Genomic DNA, 16,765 nt, shown 5'->3' with positions numbered 1-16,765 from the left:
CCTGGAGATGGATACGTCGCTATGTGCGTAGATCGATCAGCAGGGGCGGTGCATGATCACCGCGTACGGTCGTCAGTGACAGCACCGCGTGCCCCGGCGGCACGGCGTGCGCCAGGTCGGAGGCGGACCAGCGGGCCCGCTCCACCTCCCGGACGGTGATGGCCTCGGCGGTCACCGCCCGGCCGGTGACCAGCCGGCGCATCATGTGCAGCGCCTTGGTGAGCGGCTCGTCGGAGATGATCTGCCGATTGGTGACATCACGGGTCTGCACCCACTCGGTGCCCCATGCCTCGGCGAACCGGTTGCCGTCCCAGGGCGCCAGACCGGCGAACGCCATCCGGCAGCCGACCGCGCCGAGCAGCGGCCCGCGCAAGGACTCGGGCACGTCCTCCAGGGTGCGCAGGGCGAGGACGACACCGGCGTTGACGGAGCGCAGCCGCTGGATCGCGCGCACCGAGTCCGCGGTCACCGTGTAGGTCGCGTCATCGAGGACGAGCGCGGCGAACAGCGAACGGTCGGCGCGGTTCAGCGTGGCCTCGGTGAACTGGGCGAGCAGCAGCCGGGCGATGATCCGCGACGCCTCGGCGTGGCCGCGCTCGGGGAGGTCGATCCGGACGCGCAACGGGTGCTCGATCGCCCGCAGGGAGAACTGCCGGCCGCCGTCGTCGGTACGGAAGAACCGCGCGAACGCGGGCCGGTCCAGGAAGGCGATCCGCTCCGCCAGCAGCACCCCGATGTCGTCGGCGCGGGCCGACTGCCGCTGCCGGGCGTCCAGCTCCCGCAACTGGGCGGCGGCACCGGCACCGCCCCGCTCCTCCAGCGCCGCCCGCAACGCCTCGACGGCGGCGGGCGCGCCACCGAGCAGCTCGCGTAGCTCGGGCACGCCGGGGAAGTGGCCGTGGACACTCTCGTACGGGCCGATGAGCTGCGCCAGCGCGGTCGCGGCACGCCTGCTGTCACCCCCGGGCAGGGTCACGGTGAGATCCCCCACCAGGGCCTCGGCGAGCACCCGGGCGGCTTCGTCGGGGTCGTCGGCGCCTCCGTAGAGGTCGAGGTCATGGGTGGCGTCGGCGCGCCCGACCCCGATGACGAGGTCGAAGGCGTCGTCGGGGGCGAGGCCCGTCCCGTGGGCGGTGACGGCGACGACGGCGGCCCGGTTGGCGAGCGCCAGCAGACACATGGACTCCACCACGGGCCGCACGAGCCGCACGCTCTTGCCGCAGCCGGAGGGGCCGACGGCGAGCAGGGAGGTGCCGAGCAGCGCGGGGTCGAGGGCGACGCCGGTGGTGCGGCGGGGGTAGGGGTTGCGGGCGTTGTCGACCACGGTGCCGATCTTGACCTGGCCGGTGACGAGGTCGTGGGTGGCCGCGCGGCTCGGGAGATCACGCAGTCCGGAAGGGTGGGCGCAGGCGGCCGGGCCGTGCCTGCCCACCGTGTCGCTGAACGCGGCGAGCCGTTCTGGCCTGGCCTGGACGCCCTGCCAGGCGCGCCGGATCCGCGCATAGTCCACATCGCCGAGCGTGCCGTTCCGGACCGCTTCGGCGAGACTCCGCGCGGTGTCCGACAGCCCTGCGGCCCGCAGCTCGGGCCATTCGGAAGGGTCGGCCTCGGCGGGTGGGGCCTGGGTGGTGGTCCGTGACGACCTGCTCAGCAGGTTGCGGATGGACGGCCGGACGCCGACGCGTCCAACTGCGGCGGCCACCGCCAGCACGAGCAGGAGGTAGTAGATGTTGGGGGCCCACTCGAACCAGAGGGGCACGTTCGGCACCCCCTCCGCCGCGTCACTCATCTCCCGCCAGACGCCCGGTGTCAGGACGAACAGCGGCCAGAGGGGTACGCCGTACCGCCGCCAGACGTCACCCCAGTTCCCGACCCGCCCCATGCCCACGGCGATCAGGACCAGCACGAGTCCGTAGTAGAGGTACGTCACCGCGATGAACAGACCAAACTGGGGGTGGCTCTTCGCCGTCCACTCATCGGGCACCGCCCAGCGCATGGGCAGCGTCCACCACTTTTCGCCGAAGATCCACCAGCCGCCGAGAAAACCGTGCCAGAGCAGGGACCAGAGGAGCAGGCCGCTCAGGTAGGCGATGACCGCCCCGCTGAAGAGCTGGCGCGCCGGGACCTGATCAGGTTTCTCCTCCGCCCGGGGCCGGTGGCCGAACCGCCAGACCCCGGGGTCTGCATCGGGGCGCGAGGTGCGCAGCCAGTCGAGGACGGCCGGGCGGGGGGTGGGCGCGTGACCAGGGCGGGGAGGCGCCCCCGGATGTGCCGGTGGCCCGGCCGGCCGGGGTACGGCGGCGGGTGGCGGCCCTGGCGGGAACGGCGGCACCGAGTCGGGCCGGGTACCCCGGGTGTCGAATGTGCCTTCGGAATCCATGAACCACTGCCCCCTGACCAGCCAGGCCCGCTCTGTGCACCGTCAATCTAGTGCCCAGCCGGGGGTAGTTCACCGATTCGCCCCGCCCGATGCCCCACCCCGGCGCCCCCTGCCGTCCCCGCCATGCCCAGGCCACAGCCCCCGACCCCCCGTCCGCCCAGGCGCCCCGCCTCCGTCAGCGCCTGTCCGTCGCGGACAACGACTTCCGCCCAACACTCCCGAACGGCACATGCCTGCCCCCCTCCCCCGCCCCTAGCCTGCGAGAAAGCGAAGAAGTAGCGTCCCAGAGCACCCCCAGGAGCCCCTCATGACCGCAATCCCGCAGGAGCGCCGCGTCGTCACCGCCATCCCCGGACCGAAGTCGATCGAGCTTCAGGCCCGCCGTACCGCCGTGGTCGCCGGGGGTGTGGGGTCCGTGCTGCCCGTCTTCACCGCTCGCGCCGGAGGCGGGATCATCGAGGACGTCGACGGCAACCGGCTCATCGACTTCGGTTCCGGCATCGCCGTCACCAGCGTCGGCGCCAGTGCCGAGGCCGTCGTGCGCCGGGCGACCGCGCAGCTCGCGGACTTCACGCACACCTGCTTCATGGTCACGCCGTACGAGGGTTATGTGGCCGTCGCCGAGGCGCTCGCCGAGCTGACGCCGGGCGACCACGCCAAGAAGTCCGCGCTCTTCAACTCGGGTGCCGAGGCCGTCGAGAACGCCGTCAAGATCGCCCGCGCCCACACCAAGCGCCAGGCCGTCGTCGTCTTCGACCACGGCTACCACGGTCGTACCAACCTCACCATGGCGCTGACCGCGAAGAACATGCCGTACAAGCAGGGCTTCGGCCCGTTCGCGCCCGAGGTGTACCGGGTGCCGGTGGCGTACGGCTACCGCTGGCCCACCGGCGCCGAGAACGCCGGTGCCGAGGCGTCCGCGCAGGCCATCGATCAGATCAGCAAGCAGATCGGCGCCGAGAACGTCGCCGCGATCATCATCGAGCCCGTCCTCGGCGAGGGTGGTTTCATCGAGCCGGCGAAGGGCTTCCTGCCGGCCATCGCGAAGTTCGCCCAGGAGAACGGGATCGTCTTCGTCGCGGACGAGATCCAGTCCGGTTTCTGCCGTACCGGCCAGTGGTTCGCCTGTGAGGACGAGGGTGTCGTCCCGGACCTGATCACCACGGCCAAGGGCATCGCGGGCGGTCTCCCGCTCGCCGCCGTGACGGGCCGCGCCGAGATCATGGACGCCCCGCACGCGGGCGGTCTGGGCGGTACGTACGGCGGCAACCCGGTGGCCTGCGCGGGCGCGCTCGGGGCGATCGAGACCATGAAGGAGCTGGACCTCAACGGGAAGGCCCGCCGTATCGAGGAGGTCATGAAGGGCCGTCTCGCCGCGATGGCGGAGAAGTTCGACATCATCGGTGACATCCGCGGCCGTGGGGCGATGATCGCGATCGAGCTGGTCACGGACCGGGCGACCAAGGAGCCGAACGCGACGGCGACGGCCGCGCTGGCCAAGGCGTGCCAGGCCGATGGCCTGCTCGTGCTGACCTGTGGCACCTACGGCAATGTGCTGCGCTTCCTGCCGCCGCTGGTGATCGGTGAGGACCTCCTCAATGAGGGTCTGGACATCCTTGAGCAGGCGTTCACCACGGTCTGAGGCGCTGCGCTCCGAGGCCGGCGGACTGAGCGGACCGGCTGCGTCCGGAAGCGGCCCGAACGGGAGCGCCGCGAAGCCCTGAGACGGCTTGCGGCGCTCCCGCCCAAGAGTCGTACGGATCGAACTATCCTGGCCCTGACCAGGCGGAACGGTCGCTACCTGTGAAGAACGTGTGCGGGGGCGATGGCGGGATGGAGTTCCGGCTGTCGGCTCCCCCGCCCCCTGCCGTACGGTTTCCGCAGATGAGAGAAACACCCCGTCCGCAGGGGACTGCGGGCGATGCCGTGTCGGAGCATCCCCAGCCCCGGCCCGGTCGTGCCATCGCGCACACCACTGGAGCCACTGGCTCCGGAACTCCTCACCGATCGGACGGCCGCTCGCCCCAAACCCCCCGGGGCGCTCGGCGGTCCGATCAGGCCGGCCCTCTCGGAACTAACCCCCCTGTTCCGGGACGGCCGGCCTTTCGGCTGTTCACGGCCGCGTTCACCAAGACGGTCACCAGGACGGCGGTCATCAAGCCGTTCACCACACCGTTCGGCGCCCTGATCCTCTGTGTGGTTCTCTTCGCGCTCATCACCTGGCAGGTGGCGGCGGACGGCCCGGCCCGCTCCGTCGACGAGCGGATCGAGCGGGCGATCGTCGGCCTCGGACCGGAACCACTCACCGAGTTCCTGGCCGACCTCGGCAATCTGGCGGTCGCGCTGCCGGTACTGACCGCGGCCCTCGCGTACGCCCTCTGGCGGGACCGCACGGCACGGCGCCGCAGCGGCGGGCATGAGGACGGCGGTCGGGCCGACGGCGGATCCCCCCGCACGGGAGGCACCCGGCGGCGGCGGTACGAGGCACTGGGCATCGTGCTCGTCATGGTCGCCCTACCCGCGTTCGTCGTACCCCTCAAGGCCCTGATCGACCGCCCCGGCCCGCTCGCCGACGGAAGCGGCATCGGCGGCACAGGCGGCTACTACCCCTCGGGCCACGCGGCCACCGCGATGGTCGCCTACTGCGGCGCCGCCCTGCTGCTCGCCCCGTACCAGCGCCGCCGATGGGCGATGCCCGCCGCCTGGGTGCTGACCCTGGCGACGGGCATCGGCCTGGTGCTGCGCGGCTATCACTGGCCGCTGGACGTCCTCGGCAGTTGGTGCCTGTGCGGAGCGTTGTTGTTGATCAGCTCCATCAGCTCGATCAGGTCCATCAGCTCGATCAGCTCCAGGGATAGGCGTCGAAGTTCCGGGAGAACACGAACTGGTTGTACCGGTCCCAGTTGATCGACCAGGACATCAGCCCGCGCAGTGCGGGCCAGGTGCCGTGGGTGGCGTAAGAGCCGCAGTTGACCTTCTTGGTGAGGCAGTCGAGGGTCTTGGTCACATCCGCGGGCGAGGTGTATCCGCCACCCGCCTGGTTGGAGGCCGGGAGGCCGATGGCCACCTGTTCGGCCCGGAGCGCCGGGAAGATCCGGGACTGGTTGCCCGCGACCGGGAAGCCGGTGAGCATCATGTCCGCCATGGCGATGTGGAAGTCGGCGTTGCCCATCGTGTGGAACTGGTTGTCCAGGCCCATGATCGGACCCGAGTTGTAGTGCTGGACGTGGAGCAGGGTGAGGTCGTCGCGCAGGGCGTGGATGACCGGGAGATACGATCCGGCACGCGGATCCTGGCCGCCCCAGGGACCCGATCCGTAGAACTGGTAGCCGAGCTGGACGAAGAACGTCTCGGGCGCCATGGTGAGCACGAAGTCGGGGCCGTACTTCGCCTTGAGGCTCTTGACCGCGGCGATCAGGTTGACGATCACCGGGGTGGTCGGGGCGCGGAAGTCCGTGTCGCCGGTGTTCAGGGAGAGGGAGTGGCCCTCGAAGTCGATGTCGAGGCCGTCCAGTCCGTACTCGTCGATGATCTTCGAGACGGAGGTGACGAACGCGTCCCGCGCGCCGGTGGAGGCGAGCTGGACCTGCCCGTTCTGGCCACCGATGGAGATCAGCACCTTCTTCCCCGCCGCCTGCTTCGCCTTGATCGCCGCCTTGAACTCGGCGGGCGATTCGACGTTGGGGCACTGCGCCACCGGGCAGAGGCTGAACCGGATGTCGCCGGAGGTCACCGAGGTCGGTTCGCCGAAGGCGAGGTTGATGACGTCCCAGGAGTCGGGGACGTCCGCCATCCGGGTGTAGCCGGAGCCGTTGGCGAAGCTGCTGTGCAGATAGCCGACGAGCGCATGGGCCGGGAGGCCGCCACCGGGCGTGCCACCGCTGGTGGTGGTGGCGCTCACCGCCGCCGACTTCGGGGATTCGCCGGCGCTGTTCGCCGCCGTGACCTGGAAGGTGTACGGGGTCAACGGGGTCAGCCCCGTCACGGTCGCGGAGGTCCCGGTCACCGAGGCGACCCGGGTGGTGCCCCGGTAGACGTGGTAGTCGGTGGCGCCGGGCACGGCCGACCAGCTCAGCGGTACGGAGGTGGCGCCGGGCGACCCCGCGGTCAGCCCGGTGGGGGCGGCCGGGATCTGCACCGGATCGCCTCCGGGGCCGAACAGCGAGATGCTGTCCGCGTGGTAGGCCGGGGTGCCGTACCAGCCGTGGGTGTAGATGGTGACCGAAGTGGTCGACGCGCCCGTACGGAAGGTCGTGGAGAGTTTCTGCCAGGTGCTCGCGGACGGTGTCCAGGCGGCGGCGTCGGTGGTCCCGGTGTTGGAGGCGCCCAGGTAGACATAGCCACCCTGGACCCAGCCGCTGAGGGTGTAGGCGGAGTTGGGTCTGACGGTGACCGTCTGGCTGCACCGGGCGTTGTCACCGCCCGAGGGGGTGGCCTTCAGGGCCGAGGTGCCGGCGTGGACCGGTGCGCCGACGGCGGCTCCGCTGCCCGCCGTACAGCTCCAGCCGCTGAGGCCGGCCTCGAAGCCTCCGTTCACGGCGAGTTCGGCGTCGGCGGCCTCGGCGGTGGTCGTCGCGGCGACGAGTCCACCGAAGGCGAGGACGGCCGCCGTCAGCGCGGCCATGAGTCTGGTGCGGTCTCTGGTGCGTTCCACAACTGCCTCCGTGCGTGGGGGGTGGGAAGTGGGAGCGCGCACAATTTGGTCCAGACCAATGGGCTTGTCAAGACTTCTGGCAGACACTCGCGCCAGGATCCAGGTGAGTCTCCAGAGCCTCACTCCCCCTCCCGACGGGCCCGTACGGCCGCCGCCTCGTGCATCGCCAGCTCCAGCAGCACGGGGTCGCTGAGGGTTCCCGAACCGTCGGGAGTGATCAGCCAGCGGACTCCGCTCCCGCCGGGGCGGCCCGGGTACGGCACGACGATCCAGCTACCCCGGCCCGCACCACGGATACCGGTGCCGAGCCAGTGCGTGACCGTCCCGGCCGGGACGAAGAAGCCCATCCGGGCGTCACCGGCGTCGGCGAGCACCGGTCCCGGTCGGTCGACCAGCCGGCACAGCACATCGAGGGTCGGGTGCCCCAGTTCCCCCGGCAGGATCAGTACGTCCCAGTGGCGGCCGGCGGGCAGCAGGGCGACCCCGAACGGGTTGCGCTCCCACTCCCACCGGCACGCGTCCGGGTCCGGCGCCACCGACGTCAGCCACTCCACCGCTGTCTTTGCCCCCGAGCCAGTCATCGCCCGGCCTCCATCCGTCGTTCCGCGTGTGGTTCATCGGGCGCTGTGAGCGCCTCTCACACGGAGAGAGCGGGCTGGGCTCGCGGTATGACGCGGGTTTTGCTACTCACTGGTAGTGAACTGGGTCACGTCCCGTACGCCCCGGTCGTACGCCCCCCAGGCGCCCACCCGTCCCGAGGTACGGAGCCTCCGGGCGTACGAGCTTCCCCGACGCCCTCCCGACGTACGGGCCTTTCCGGCGTACGAACTCTCCTGGCCGACGGATCCCCTGGATGGATGGAGGGATGGAGGGAAAGGGAGGAAGGTTCAGCTGTCGAAGCCGAGACCGATGCGGTCCATCGCCCGCAGCCACAGATTGCGCCGGCCCCCCTGGGCGTCCGCCCTGGCCAGCGACCACTTGGTGATACCGATCCCGGCCCAGGCGAACGGCTCCGGAGGGAAGGGCAACGGCTTGCCGCGGACCATCTCCAGCTCCGTGCGCTCGGTCGGCCGCCCCGACAGCAGATCGAGCATCACCTCCGCACCGAAGCGGGTCGCCCCCACGCCGAGTCCGGTGTACCCCGCGGCATAGGCGACCCGGCCGCCGTGGGCCGTGCCGAAGAAGGCGGAGAACCGGGAACAGGTGTCGATCGCCCCGCCCCACGCATGGCTGAACCGCACGCCCTCCAACTGCGGGAAGCAGCGGAAGAAGTGCTCGGCGAGCTTGAGGTAGGTCTCCCGGCGATGGTCGAGCCCGGCACTGAGCCGGCCACCGTACGGATAGATCGCGTCGTAGCCGCCCCAGAGGATCCGGTGGTCGGCGGTCATCCGGAAGTAGTGGAACTGGTTGGCCACATCCCCGAGCCCCTGGCCGCCCCGCCAGCCGATGTCGTCGAGCTGCCGCGCGCTGAGCGGTTCGGTCATCAGCGCGTAGTCGTAGACCGGGACGATGTACGGGCGGACCCGCCGCACCAGCGAGGGGAAGACATTGGTGCCGAGCGCGACCTCGGCGGCGAAGACCCGTCCCCGTGGCGTGCGTACGGCCATTCCGGTGCCGGACGGGGCGAGGTCGAGGGCACGGGTGTTCTCGTGGATCCGCACCCCGAGGTCCAGACAGGCCCGTTTGAGTCCCCACACCAGCCCGGCCGGGTTCACCATCGCGGTGCCGCGCCGGTCCCACAGGCCACCGAGGAAGGTCGGCGAGTTCACCTCGGCGCGCATGGCGTCCTGGTCGAGAAGTTGCGACCCGTCCAGCCCGAGGCGCCCCGCCACCTCGTACGCCTCCTCGATCTCGGCGACATGGTGCGGTTCGGTGGCGACGTCGATGGCGCCGGTGCGCCGGAAGTCGCAGTCGATGGCGTACGTGGCCACCGCGCGTTCGATGGCGTCGAGATTGCGCTCCCCCAGCGCCTCCAGGGTGCGGATCTCGTCGGGCCAGCGGCTCAGTCCGTTGGCGAGACCGTGAGTGAGGGAGGCGGCGCAGAAGCCGCCGTTGCGGCCGGAGGCGGCCCAGCCGATCTCGCGGCCCTCGATCAGCACCACGTCCCGCCCCGGATCGCGCTCCTTGGCGAGCAGCGCGGTCCACAGCCCGCTGTAGCCGCCGCCGACGACGGCCAGATCGCAGCGCTCGTCACCACTGAGCGCGGGGAGCGGGGCGGGCCTGGCCGGGTCGTCCAGCCAGAAGGACACGGGCCGGGCGTCGGACAGGGACGACGCGAACGACGTCGCGGGTGGGGCCATGGTTTCCACTCCTCGGCGGCCGATGGATGACCGGGCGGACGTACGGGACAGGGCGGACGGACAACACGGGGCAGGTCGGGTCGGGGCAGGTCGGGTCGGGTCGGCGGAGAAGGAGAACGGGAACGGGAAGGAGAAGGAGAAGGAGAAGGAGAAGGGTGCGGGGGATAGGAGATAGGCGATAGGAGACAGGGGATGGAGACGGTGCGGGCTACGGCCTCCCCGCGCGATTCCTCCGGCGCGCGCCGATGAACTGTGCGAGGACCACGGTCAGCACCGCGATGACGAACATGGCCGTGCCCACGACATTGATCTGGACCGGTGTACCGCGCTGCGCCGACCCCCAGACGAACATGGGAAAGGTGACGGTGCTACCCGAATTGAAATTGGTGATGATGAAATCGTCGAAGGAGAGTGCGAAGGCGAGCAGCGCGCCCGCGGCGATTCCCGGGGCGGCCATCGGCAGGGTGACCCGGAGGAATGTCTGTACGGGCCCCGCGTAGAGATCGCGGGCGGCCTCCTCCAGCCGGGGGTCCATCGACATCACCCGCGCCTTGACCGCCACCACGACGAAACTGAGGCAGAACATCGTGTGGGCGATGAGGATCGTCCAGAAGCCGAGTTCGGCGCCGAGGTTGAGGAACAGCGTGAGCAGGGAAGCCGCCATGACCACCTCGGGCATGGCCATGGGCAGGAAGATCAGTGAATTGATCGCGCCCCGGGCCCGGAACCGGTAGCGGACCAGCGCGAAGGCGATCATCGTGCCGAGCACGGTGGCTCCGACGGTCGCGAGCAGCGCGATCTGGAGGGAGAGCGCGAGCGAGCCGCAGAGGTCGGCGACACCGCAGGGGTCACGCCAGGCGTCGGTGGAGAACTCCCGCCAGGAGTAGTTGAACTTTCCGGCCGGCCGGTTGAAGGAGAACACCATCACGACGATGTTCGGCAGGATCAGATAGGCGAGCGTCAGCAGTCCCGCGACGACGACCAGGTTCCGTTTGATCCAGGCCACCGGAGACCAGGCCGGAAGCCGTGCCGGATTCCGCTCGGGAGTCGGCTCGGGAGTCGGCTCGGGAGTTCGCCTCAGCGATCGGGTCAGGTCTCGCATCAGAGCAGATCCTCCGTTCCGGCCCGCCGGATGTACAACGTGACGATGATCAGCACAATGGCCATGAGGAGGAAGGACAACGCGGCGGCCGTCGGATAGTCGAGCACCCGCAGGAATTGCGACTGAATGACGTTGCCGACCATTTTGGTGTCCGTGGACCCGAGGAGTTCCGCGTTGATGTAGTCGCCGCTGGCCGGGATGAAGGTGAGCAGTGTCCCGGAGACGACACCCGGCAGGGAGAGCGGAAAGGTCACCCGGCGGAAGGTGGTGGCCGGCGTGGCGTACAGATCGCCCGCCGCTTCGTGCAGCCTCGGGTCGATCCGCTCCAGCGAGGTGTAGAGCGGCAGGATCATGAAGGGCAGGAAGTTGTAGGTGAGTCCGGTGACCACCGCCAGTGGGGTGGCGAGCACCCGGCTGCCGTCCGTCATTCCGAGCCAGTTCGTCACATCGAGGAAGCCGACGGTGTTCAGTACCTCCACCACCGGGCCGCTGTCCGCGAGGATCGTCTTCCAGGCGAGGGTGCGGACCAGGAAGCTGGTGAAGAACGGGGCGATGACCAGCACCAGCAGCAGAGCGCGCCAGCGCCCCGCCTTGAAGGCGATCAGATAGGCGAGCGGATACCCCAGCAGCAGGCACAGGGCGGTCGCGGTGCCCGCGTACAGCACCGAGCGGACGAAGTGCGGCCAGTACTCGGTGAGGGCGTCCCAGTAGGTCGGGAAGTGCCAAGTGACCCGGAAGCCCTCTTCCAGGGAGCCGGTCTGTACGGAGGTCGACGCCTGGTAGACCAGCGGCAGCGCGAAGAGGACCAGCAGCCAGAGAATGCCGGGCAGCAGCAGCCAGTACGGGACCAGTCGGCGGCGCAGCGGCCGTCGGTGGACCGGTGGCGCGGCGGCCGGGTCGGGCGCCGGGGGTGCCTCGGTGGTGGTCATGGTGTCGCCTCGACCGTCTCCCCGGCCGTGGCCGTGGCAGTTGCCGTGGCGCCCACCGTCCCGGCCGACGGGGACTGGGCCGCGTCGAGACCGAAGGTGTGGTCGGGGTTCCAGTGGAGGATCACCGCCGCGCCGGGTGTCAGCCGGGGATCGCGCTCGATGTTCTGCGCGTACACCTCCAGCTCCGGGCAGACCGGACTGTCGATGACGTACTGCGTGGAGACGCCGATGAACCCGGCGTCGGCGATGGTGCCGGTGACCCGGTTGCGGCCGGCCGCGACGGTGTCGGCGTCGTCCGCGTGGGTCAGCGATATCTTCTCCGGCCGCACACCGACCAGCAGTGCGCCGCCGACGGCGGGCGTGGTGGCGCAGCGCTCGGCGGGCAGTCGGAGGGTGGCGCCGGGGGCGGTGACCTCGACGGTGCCGCCGCCGACCGAGACCACCTCGGCCTGGATGAGGTTGGAGGTGCCGAGGAAGTTGGCGACGAAGGTCGTCCGGGGGTTCTCGTACAGCTCGGCGGGCGCCCCGAGCTGTTCGACGCGACCGCCGTTCATCACCGCGACCGTGTCGGCCATGGTCATGGCCTCCTCCTGGTCGTGGGTGACATGGACGAAGGTGATGCCCACCTCGGTCTGGATGCGTTTGAGCTCCAACTGCATCTGACGGCGGAGTTTGAGGTCGAGGGCGCCGAGCGGCTCGTCGAGCAGCAGGACCTGGGGGTGGTTGATGAGCGCGCGGGCGACGGCGACGCGCTGCTGCTGGCCGCCGGAGAGCTGGTGCGGTCTGCGCTGGGCGAGATCGCCGAGCTGTACGAGGTCGAGCATGTCGCCGACCGGCTTCTTCACCGACCTGATGCCGCGGCGGCGGAGACCGAACGCGACGTTCTCGTGGATGGAGAGGTGCGGGAAGAGCGCATAGCTCTGGAAGACGGTGTTGACGGGCCGTTTGTGCGGGGGGAGGGAGGTGACGTCCCGGTCGCCGAGGAGGACGGTTCCGGTGGTCGGGTCCTCCAGCCCGGCGATCATCCGCAGGGTGGTGGTCTTTCCGCAGCCGGAAGCGCCGAGGAGGGCGAAGAAGGAGCCCTGGGGCACGGTCAGGTCCAGCGGATGGACGGCGGTGAAGGAGTTGCCGTAGGTCTTGCTGATCCCGGAGAGGCGGACGTCGCCGCCGGCTGTCGTGTCAGTCATGGGTCGCGTTCCCAGGGGTTGCTGGCGATCGGGGGCGGGGTGCTCGGACACCAGTACCGGCCGGGCTCGGATGTACGGGCGGAGGTACGGGCGTACGTACGGGGTGAGGCGTACGGGTGCGGACAGGCGAGCGTCGGACGTACGGGGACGGGTACGGGTACGGGTTCCGGGCCGCCGTAAGGCACTCCGGCCGGGGGCGCTCCGCACGGCCGGGAGCGGTCACCCGGTCCCGCTGACCACGCGGACGGTCCCTGCCGGACGCGCGGACCGGTCCGGTCGGTCCGGTCGGTCCGGCCGGTCCGGCCGGAGGCCCGCGCCGTCCCGTTCACCCGCGCGCCAGTCGGGCGGCACCGGCGCACCCGGACCTCTCAGGCGCCGATGAGCTTGGCGAACTTCTCCTCGTACGCCGTCTCCTCCGCGCTGCTCAGCGAGCGGACGGCGCGGGACTTCGCGGCCATCGCCCGATCCGGGATGATCAGTGTGTTCCTGGCCAGGGCCGGGTCGATCTTCGCCAGTTCGGCCCCCACCCCGTCGACCGGACAGACGTAGTTGATGTACGCGGCGAGCCGGGCCGCGACCGGGAGCTCGTAGTAGTGGTCGATGAGCCGGGTGGCGTTCCGCTGGTGTCTGGCCCCGGCCGGGACCAGCAGGTTGTCGCTTGAGGTGATGTATCCGGCGGCGGGGATCGCGTACTGGATATTGGGGTTGTCGACCTGGAGCTGGATGACGTCACCGGCCCAGGCGAGGCAGGCGGCGAGATCGCCCTTGTCCAGGTCGGAGGTGTAGTCATTGCCCGTGAAGCGGCGGATCTGCTTCTTGTCGACGCCCTTCTGGAGCCGCCCGATAGCCGCGTCGTAATCGGCGTCGGTGAAGTTCGCCGGGTCCTTGCCGAGGTCGAGCAGGGTCATGCCCACGGTGTCGCGCATCTCGGTGAGGAAGCCGACCCGGCCCTTGAGGGTGGGATCGTCCAGCAGTTGGCTGACCGAGTCGACCTTCTTCCCGCCGGTCGCCTTGGTGTTGTAAGCGATGACGGTCGATATCCCGGTCCAGGGATAGGAGTGGGCGCGGCCCGGATCCCAGTCGGGGGTACGGAACTGGCGGGAGAGGTTCGCGTACGCGTGCGGCAACAGCGACGCGTCGAGCTTGCGCACCCAGCCGAGCCGGATCATCCGGGCGGCGAGCCAGTCGGTGACACAGATGAGATCGCGACCGGTGTCCTGGCCCGCCGCGAGCTGCGGCTGGATCTTTCCGAAGAATTCGACGTTGTCGTTGATGTCCTCGGTGTACTTGACCTTGATGCCGGTACGGCGGGTGAACCCGGACAGCGTCGGCCGGCTCTTCTCGTCCTCACTGACGTCCATGTACTCGGTCCAGTTGGAGAAGGTGACGGTCTTCTCGTCGGCCGAGTGGTCGTCCGATGCCTCACCCCCGCCCTCCCGCTTGGCGGGCGGGATGCCACAGGCGCTCAGGGTGGCCAGACCACCGGCGCCGAGGGCGCCGAAGCCGGTGGCGCGCAGCAGCGAACGGCGGGTGAGGGCGCCCCGGCCACTGGTCAGCGTGCGCCGCACCGCCGCCAGCCGGGCCGGGGAGGGACCATCGGGCTCGTATGGGTCCATGAGGCTGTTGCCCTTTCGGGATGAGGCCGGTGCGGGGTCGCTATCTGTCCCCGAAGACGGTGCGGTGCCAGTCCTTGCGCGCTACCGCGGTGTTATCGAACATCACATGCTTGACCTGCGTGTACTCCTCGAATGAGTACACCGACATGTCCTTTCCGAAGCCCGAGGCCCGCAAGCCTCCGTGCGGCATCTCGCTGATGATCGGGATGTGGTCGTTGATCCAGACGCAGCCGGCCGCGAGCTCCCGGGTGGCGCGGTTGGCGCGGAAGACGTCGCGGGTCCAGGCGGAGGCGGCGAGACCGTAGGGCGTGTCGTTGGCGAGCGCGATGCCCTCGTCGTCGGAGTCGAAGGGGAGGATCGCGATGACCGGGCCGAAGAGCTCGGACTGGACGATCTCGCTGTCCTGGGCCGCGCCGGCGACGAGGGTCGGCGGGTAGTAGGCGCCGGCGCCCGGGGGCACCACGCCCCCGGTGACCACGGTGGCGTAGCCGCGCGCCCGCTCCACGAAACCGGCGACCCGGTCGCGGTGGGCGTGCGAGACGAGCGGCCCGAGGTCGGTCGCCGGATCGAAGGGGTCGCCGACCCGCACGGTCGCCATGAGATCGGCGATGCCCGAGACCAGCTCCTCGTAGAGCGGGCGCTGCACATACACCCGGGTGGCGGCGGTGCAGTCCTGGCCGGAGTTGATGAGGGAACCGGCGACCGCGCCCTCGATCGCGGCCCGGGGGTCGGCGTCGTCGAAGACGACGAAGGGGGCCTTACCGCCGAGTTCGAGATGGAGCCGCTTCACGGTGGAGGTGGCGATCTCGGCGACCCGGCGACCGACGGCGGTGGAGCCGGTGAACGAGGTCATGGCGACGTCCGGGTGCCCCACCAGCCGCTCGCCCGCGTCCGGGCCCGCGCCGGAGACGATGTTGACCACACCGTCGGGGATGCCCGCCGCCTTCGCCGCCTCGGCGAACATCAGTGAGGTCAGCGGGGTGATCTCGGCGGGCTTGAGGACGATGGTGTTGCCCGCGGCGACGGCCGGCAGGATCTTCCAGGCCGCCATCTGGAGCGGATAGTTCCAGGGGGCGATGGAGCCGATGACACCGATCGGCTCCCGGCGTACGTAGGAGGTGTGGTCACCGCTGTACTCACCGGCCGACTGTCCCGGCAGCTGCCGGGCGGCGCCCGCGAAGAAGGCGGTGTTGTCGACGGTGCCGGGCACATCGAACTCGGTGGTCAGCCTGATGGGCTTACCGCACTGGAGCGATTCCACCCGGGCGAGGTCACCCGCCTGGTCACCGAGGACGGACGCGAAACGGTGGAGGGCGTCGGAACGCTCCCCCGGGGTGGCTCCGGCCCACTCCGGGAACGCGCCCTTGGCGGCGGCGACGGCCGCGTCGACATCGGCGGTGGAGGCCAGTTCATAGCGGTACGCGGTCTCCCCGGTGGCCGGATCCACGACGTCCTGGGTCCGGCCCGATGTACCGGGCCGCAGCCGTCCGCCGATGAACTGCGCACCGTCCGCGAAGCGGTCCAGCGCCTGGTGGCGGTTGCCCATCACTGTTCTCCGTCATTCCCACTCGGTGTTCGGCACCGGAATGTCGTCCCAGCACGAATTGAGTGCCGATCCTGGCAGAGCACCAGTTCGCCAACAAGTGATTCCGTAGTTGCCTTTTGATTACGCGACGGAATCGGTCGACCAACTGTCGTGTGCGGAAGCGATTGACCGTACGGAGTGTCAGTGGTGGATGCGAGACTCACGTGTATGGGGGAATCCGAGCGGGTGACAGAGCTGGTCCGAAGGATCGGCGCGGGCGAGCGGGTGAAGTGGCTGCACTTCTGGGGCCATGCGCCGCGCCGGGACAGAAGGATCGGCACGGGCTGTCTCAGCCAGTGGTGGCCGTCGCCCTTCACGGTTGCCGGGGTCGCCTACGCCACGGCGGAGCACTGGATGATGGCGGAGAAGGCACGCCTCTTCGGTGACTCGGCGGCGGAGCGGTCGATCCTGGCGGCGGCGACCCCGGCTCAGGCCAAGCGGGCGGGGCGGCTGGTGCGCGATTTCGACGAGGCGATATGGCGGCGCGAGCGGTTCGGGATCGTCCGCTCGGGCAGTGCGCACAAGTTCGCCCACCATCCCGAGCTGCTCGCGTTTCTGCTGGCCACGGGCGAGCGGGTGCTTGTCGAGGCCAGCCCGGTGGACCCGATCTGGGGTATCGGACTGGCCGCGGAAGACGAGCGGGCGGCCGATCCGGCGCGCTGGCGGGGGCTGAATCTGCTGGGATTCGCGCTGATGGAGGCGCGGGCGGAGCTGCGCCACGCCGAGGGCCCCTGAGACGGGGACGGGGATGGTGCCGGCGCCGGCGCGGGGTCCGGAGCGGGGTCCGGAGCGGAAGCCGCGACCGCCGCGGGCTGAGGGGCCCCGGCACTCGGGGGCGCATCCGGACCGCGCCGACGGAGCCCCCGGCCGGGGGTACACCTCCCGCGCTCGGTCCCCCGTTCCGGGCCGGGGGGCGCCTCCCCCGCTCCGGGCCGGCTGACCGGCCGCCTACGATGATCTCCGACTCGAACGGCGTCCCGTAACACCGGTCGCGCGCCGGTGCGCGACCATG

12 protein-coding genes are annotated in these 16,765 nt (G+C 70.4%); 3 read left to right on the top strand and 9 right to left on the bottom strand.

Annotated features, from left to right (window positions below):
- Positions 1-19 precede the first annotated feature (19 nt).
- Positions 20-2,380: an ATP/GTP-binding protein gene (locus ACH4S7_RS18830; protein WP_398522313.1), complete on the bottom strand. Its 2,361-nt coding sequence runs from the start codon at positions 2,378-2,380 to the stop codon at positions 20-22.
- A 307-nt stretch (positions 2,381-2,687) separates the two neighbouring features.
- Between ACH4S7_RS18830 and gabT the strand changes: the two genes are divergently transcribed.
- Positions 2,688-4,022 carry a 4-aminobutyrate--2-oxoglutarate transaminase gene (gene gabT, locus ACH4S7_RS18825; protein ID WP_398522312.1) on the top strand — a complete coding sequence of 445 codons (1,335 nt, stop codon included), beginning with the start codon at positions 2,688-2,690 and terminating at the stop codon, positions 4,020-4,022.
- Between the two features lie 554 nt (positions 4,023-4,576).
- A complete protein-coding gene (locus tag ACH4S7_RS18820; RefSeq protein ID WP_398522311.1) occupies positions 4,577-5,287 on the top strand; it encodes a phosphatase PAP2 family protein in 711 nt (236 codons plus the stop codon).
- On the opposite strand, the gene ACH4S7_RS18815 is transcribed toward ACH4S7_RS18820, so the two are convergent.
- From ACH4S7_RS18815 to ACH4S7_RS18780, 8 genes are all read right to left on the bottom strand, one after another.
- Complete coding sequence (locus ACH4S7_RS18815; protein ID WP_398522375.1) at positions 5,223-7,004, bottom strand: chitinase; 1,782 nt, start codon at positions 7,002-7,004, stop codon at positions 5,223-5,225. The genes ACH4S7_RS18820 and ACH4S7_RS18815 overlap by 65 nt on opposite strands.
- 149 nt (positions 7,005-7,153) lie before the next feature.
- The gene (locus tag ACH4S7_RS18810; RefSeq protein WP_398522310.1) at positions 7,154-7,615 is read right to left on the bottom strand and encodes a hypothetical protein; all 462 of its coding nucleotides are present in this window, start codon (positions 7,613-7,615) and stop codon (positions 7,154-7,156) included.
- A 306-nt stretch (positions 7,616-7,921) separates the two neighbouring features.
- The gene (locus ACH4S7_RS18805; RefSeq protein ID WP_398522309.1) at positions 7,922-9,334 is read right to left on the bottom strand and encodes an NAD(P)/FAD-dependent oxidoreductase; all 1,413 of its coding nucleotides are present in this window, start codon (positions 9,332-9,334) and stop codon (positions 7,922-7,924) included.
- A gap of 208 nt (positions 9,335-9,542) precedes the next feature.
- Positions 9,543-10,436, bottom strand: coding sequence for an ABC transporter permease (locus ACH4S7_RS18800; RefSeq protein ID WP_398522308.1), 894 nt, complete (start codon positions 10,434-10,436; stop codon positions 9,543-9,545).
- A complete protein-coding gene (locus ACH4S7_RS18795) occupies positions 10,436-11,365 on the bottom strand; it encodes an ABC transporter permease (protein WP_398522307.1) in 930 nt (309 codons plus the stop codon). Before ACH4S7_RS18795 ends, ACH4S7_RS18800 begins: the two co-directional genes overlap by 1 nt.
- Positions 11,362-12,552, bottom strand: coding sequence for an ABC transporter ATP-binding protein (locus ACH4S7_RS18790; protein WP_398522306.1), 1,191 nt, complete (start codon positions 12,550-12,552; stop codon positions 11,362-11,364). Before ACH4S7_RS18790 ends, ACH4S7_RS18795 begins: the two co-directional genes overlap by 4 nt.
- A gap of 368 nt (positions 12,553-12,920) precedes the next feature.
- Positions 12,921-14,168, bottom strand: coding sequence for a spermidine/putrescine ABC transporter substrate-binding protein (locus ACH4S7_RS18785; RefSeq protein WP_398522305.1), 1,248 nt, complete (start codon positions 14,166-14,168; stop codon positions 12,921-12,923).
- A gap of 40 nt (positions 14,169-14,208) precedes the next feature.
- A complete protein-coding gene (locus ACH4S7_RS18780) occupies positions 14,209-15,714 on the bottom strand; it encodes a gamma-aminobutyraldehyde dehydrogenase (RefSeq protein ID WP_398522304.1) in 1,506 nt (501 codons plus the stop codon).
- 207 nt (positions 15,715-15,921) lie between these two features.
- On the opposite strand from ACH4S7_RS18780, the gene ACH4S7_RS18775 reads away from it, so the two are divergent.
- Positions 15,922-16,488 (top strand): NADAR family protein, encoded by a 567-nt coding sequence (locus tag ACH4S7_RS18775; protein WP_398522303.1) that lies wholly within the window; start codon positions 15,922-15,924, stop codon positions 16,486-16,488.
- Positions 16,489-16,765: the final 277 nt, after the last annotated feature.

This window comes from Streptomyces sp. NPDC020965, assembly GCF_044333555.1.
GTDB lineage: Bacteria > Actinomycetota > Actinomycetes > Streptomycetales > Streptomycetaceae > Streptomyces.
This window is presented reverse-complemented; position numbering and strand designations above follow the sequence as displayed.

Excerpts from the sequence above, each read along its gene's own strand:
- ACH4S7_RS18805 (WP_398522309.1), bottom strand. The coding sequence starts at position 9,334 with ATGGCCCCACCCGCGACGTCGTTCGCGTCGTCCCTGTCCGACGCCCGG.
- ACH4S7_RS18795 (WP_398522307.1), bottom strand. The coding sequence starts at position 11,365 with ATGACCACCACCGAGGCACCCCCGGCGCCCGACCCGGCCGCCGCGCCA.
- ACH4S7_RS18785 (WP_398522305.1), bottom strand. The coding sequence starts at position 14,168 with ATGGACCCATACGAGCCCGATGGTCCCTCCCCGGCCCGGCTGGCGGCG.
- ACH4S7_RS18775 (WP_398522303.1), top strand. The coding sequence starts at position 15,922 with ATGGGGGAATCCGAGCGGGTGACAGAGCTGGTCCGAAGGATCGGCGCG.
- gabT (WP_398522312.1), top strand. The coding sequence starts at position 2,688 with ATGACCGCAATCCCGCAGGAGCGCCGCGTCGTCACCGCCATCCCCGGA.
- ACH4S7_RS18780 (WP_398522304.1), bottom strand. The coding sequence starts at position 15,714 with ATGGGCAACCGCCACCAGGCGCTGGACCGCTTCGCGGACGGTGCGCAG.
- ACH4S7_RS18815 (WP_398522375.1), bottom strand. The coding sequence starts at position 7,004 with ATGGCCGCGCTGACGGCGGCCGTCCTCGCCTTCGGTGGACTCGTCGCC.
- ACH4S7_RS18800 (WP_398522308.1), bottom strand. The coding sequence starts at position 10,436 with ATGCGAGACCTGACCCGATCGCTGAGGCGAACTCCCGAGCCGACTCCC.
- ACH4S7_RS18830 (WP_398522313.1), bottom strand. The coding sequence starts at position 2,380 with ATGGATTCCGAAGGCACATTCGACACCCGGGGTACCCGGCCCGACTCG.
- ACH4S7_RS18810 (WP_398522310.1), bottom strand. The coding sequence starts at position 7,615 with ATGACTGGCTCGGGGGCAAAGACAGCGGTGGAGTGGCTGACGTCGGTG.
- ACH4S7_RS18790 (WP_398522306.1), bottom strand. The coding sequence starts at position 12,552 with ATGACTGACACGACAGCCGGCGGCGACGTCCGCCTCTCCGGGATCAGC.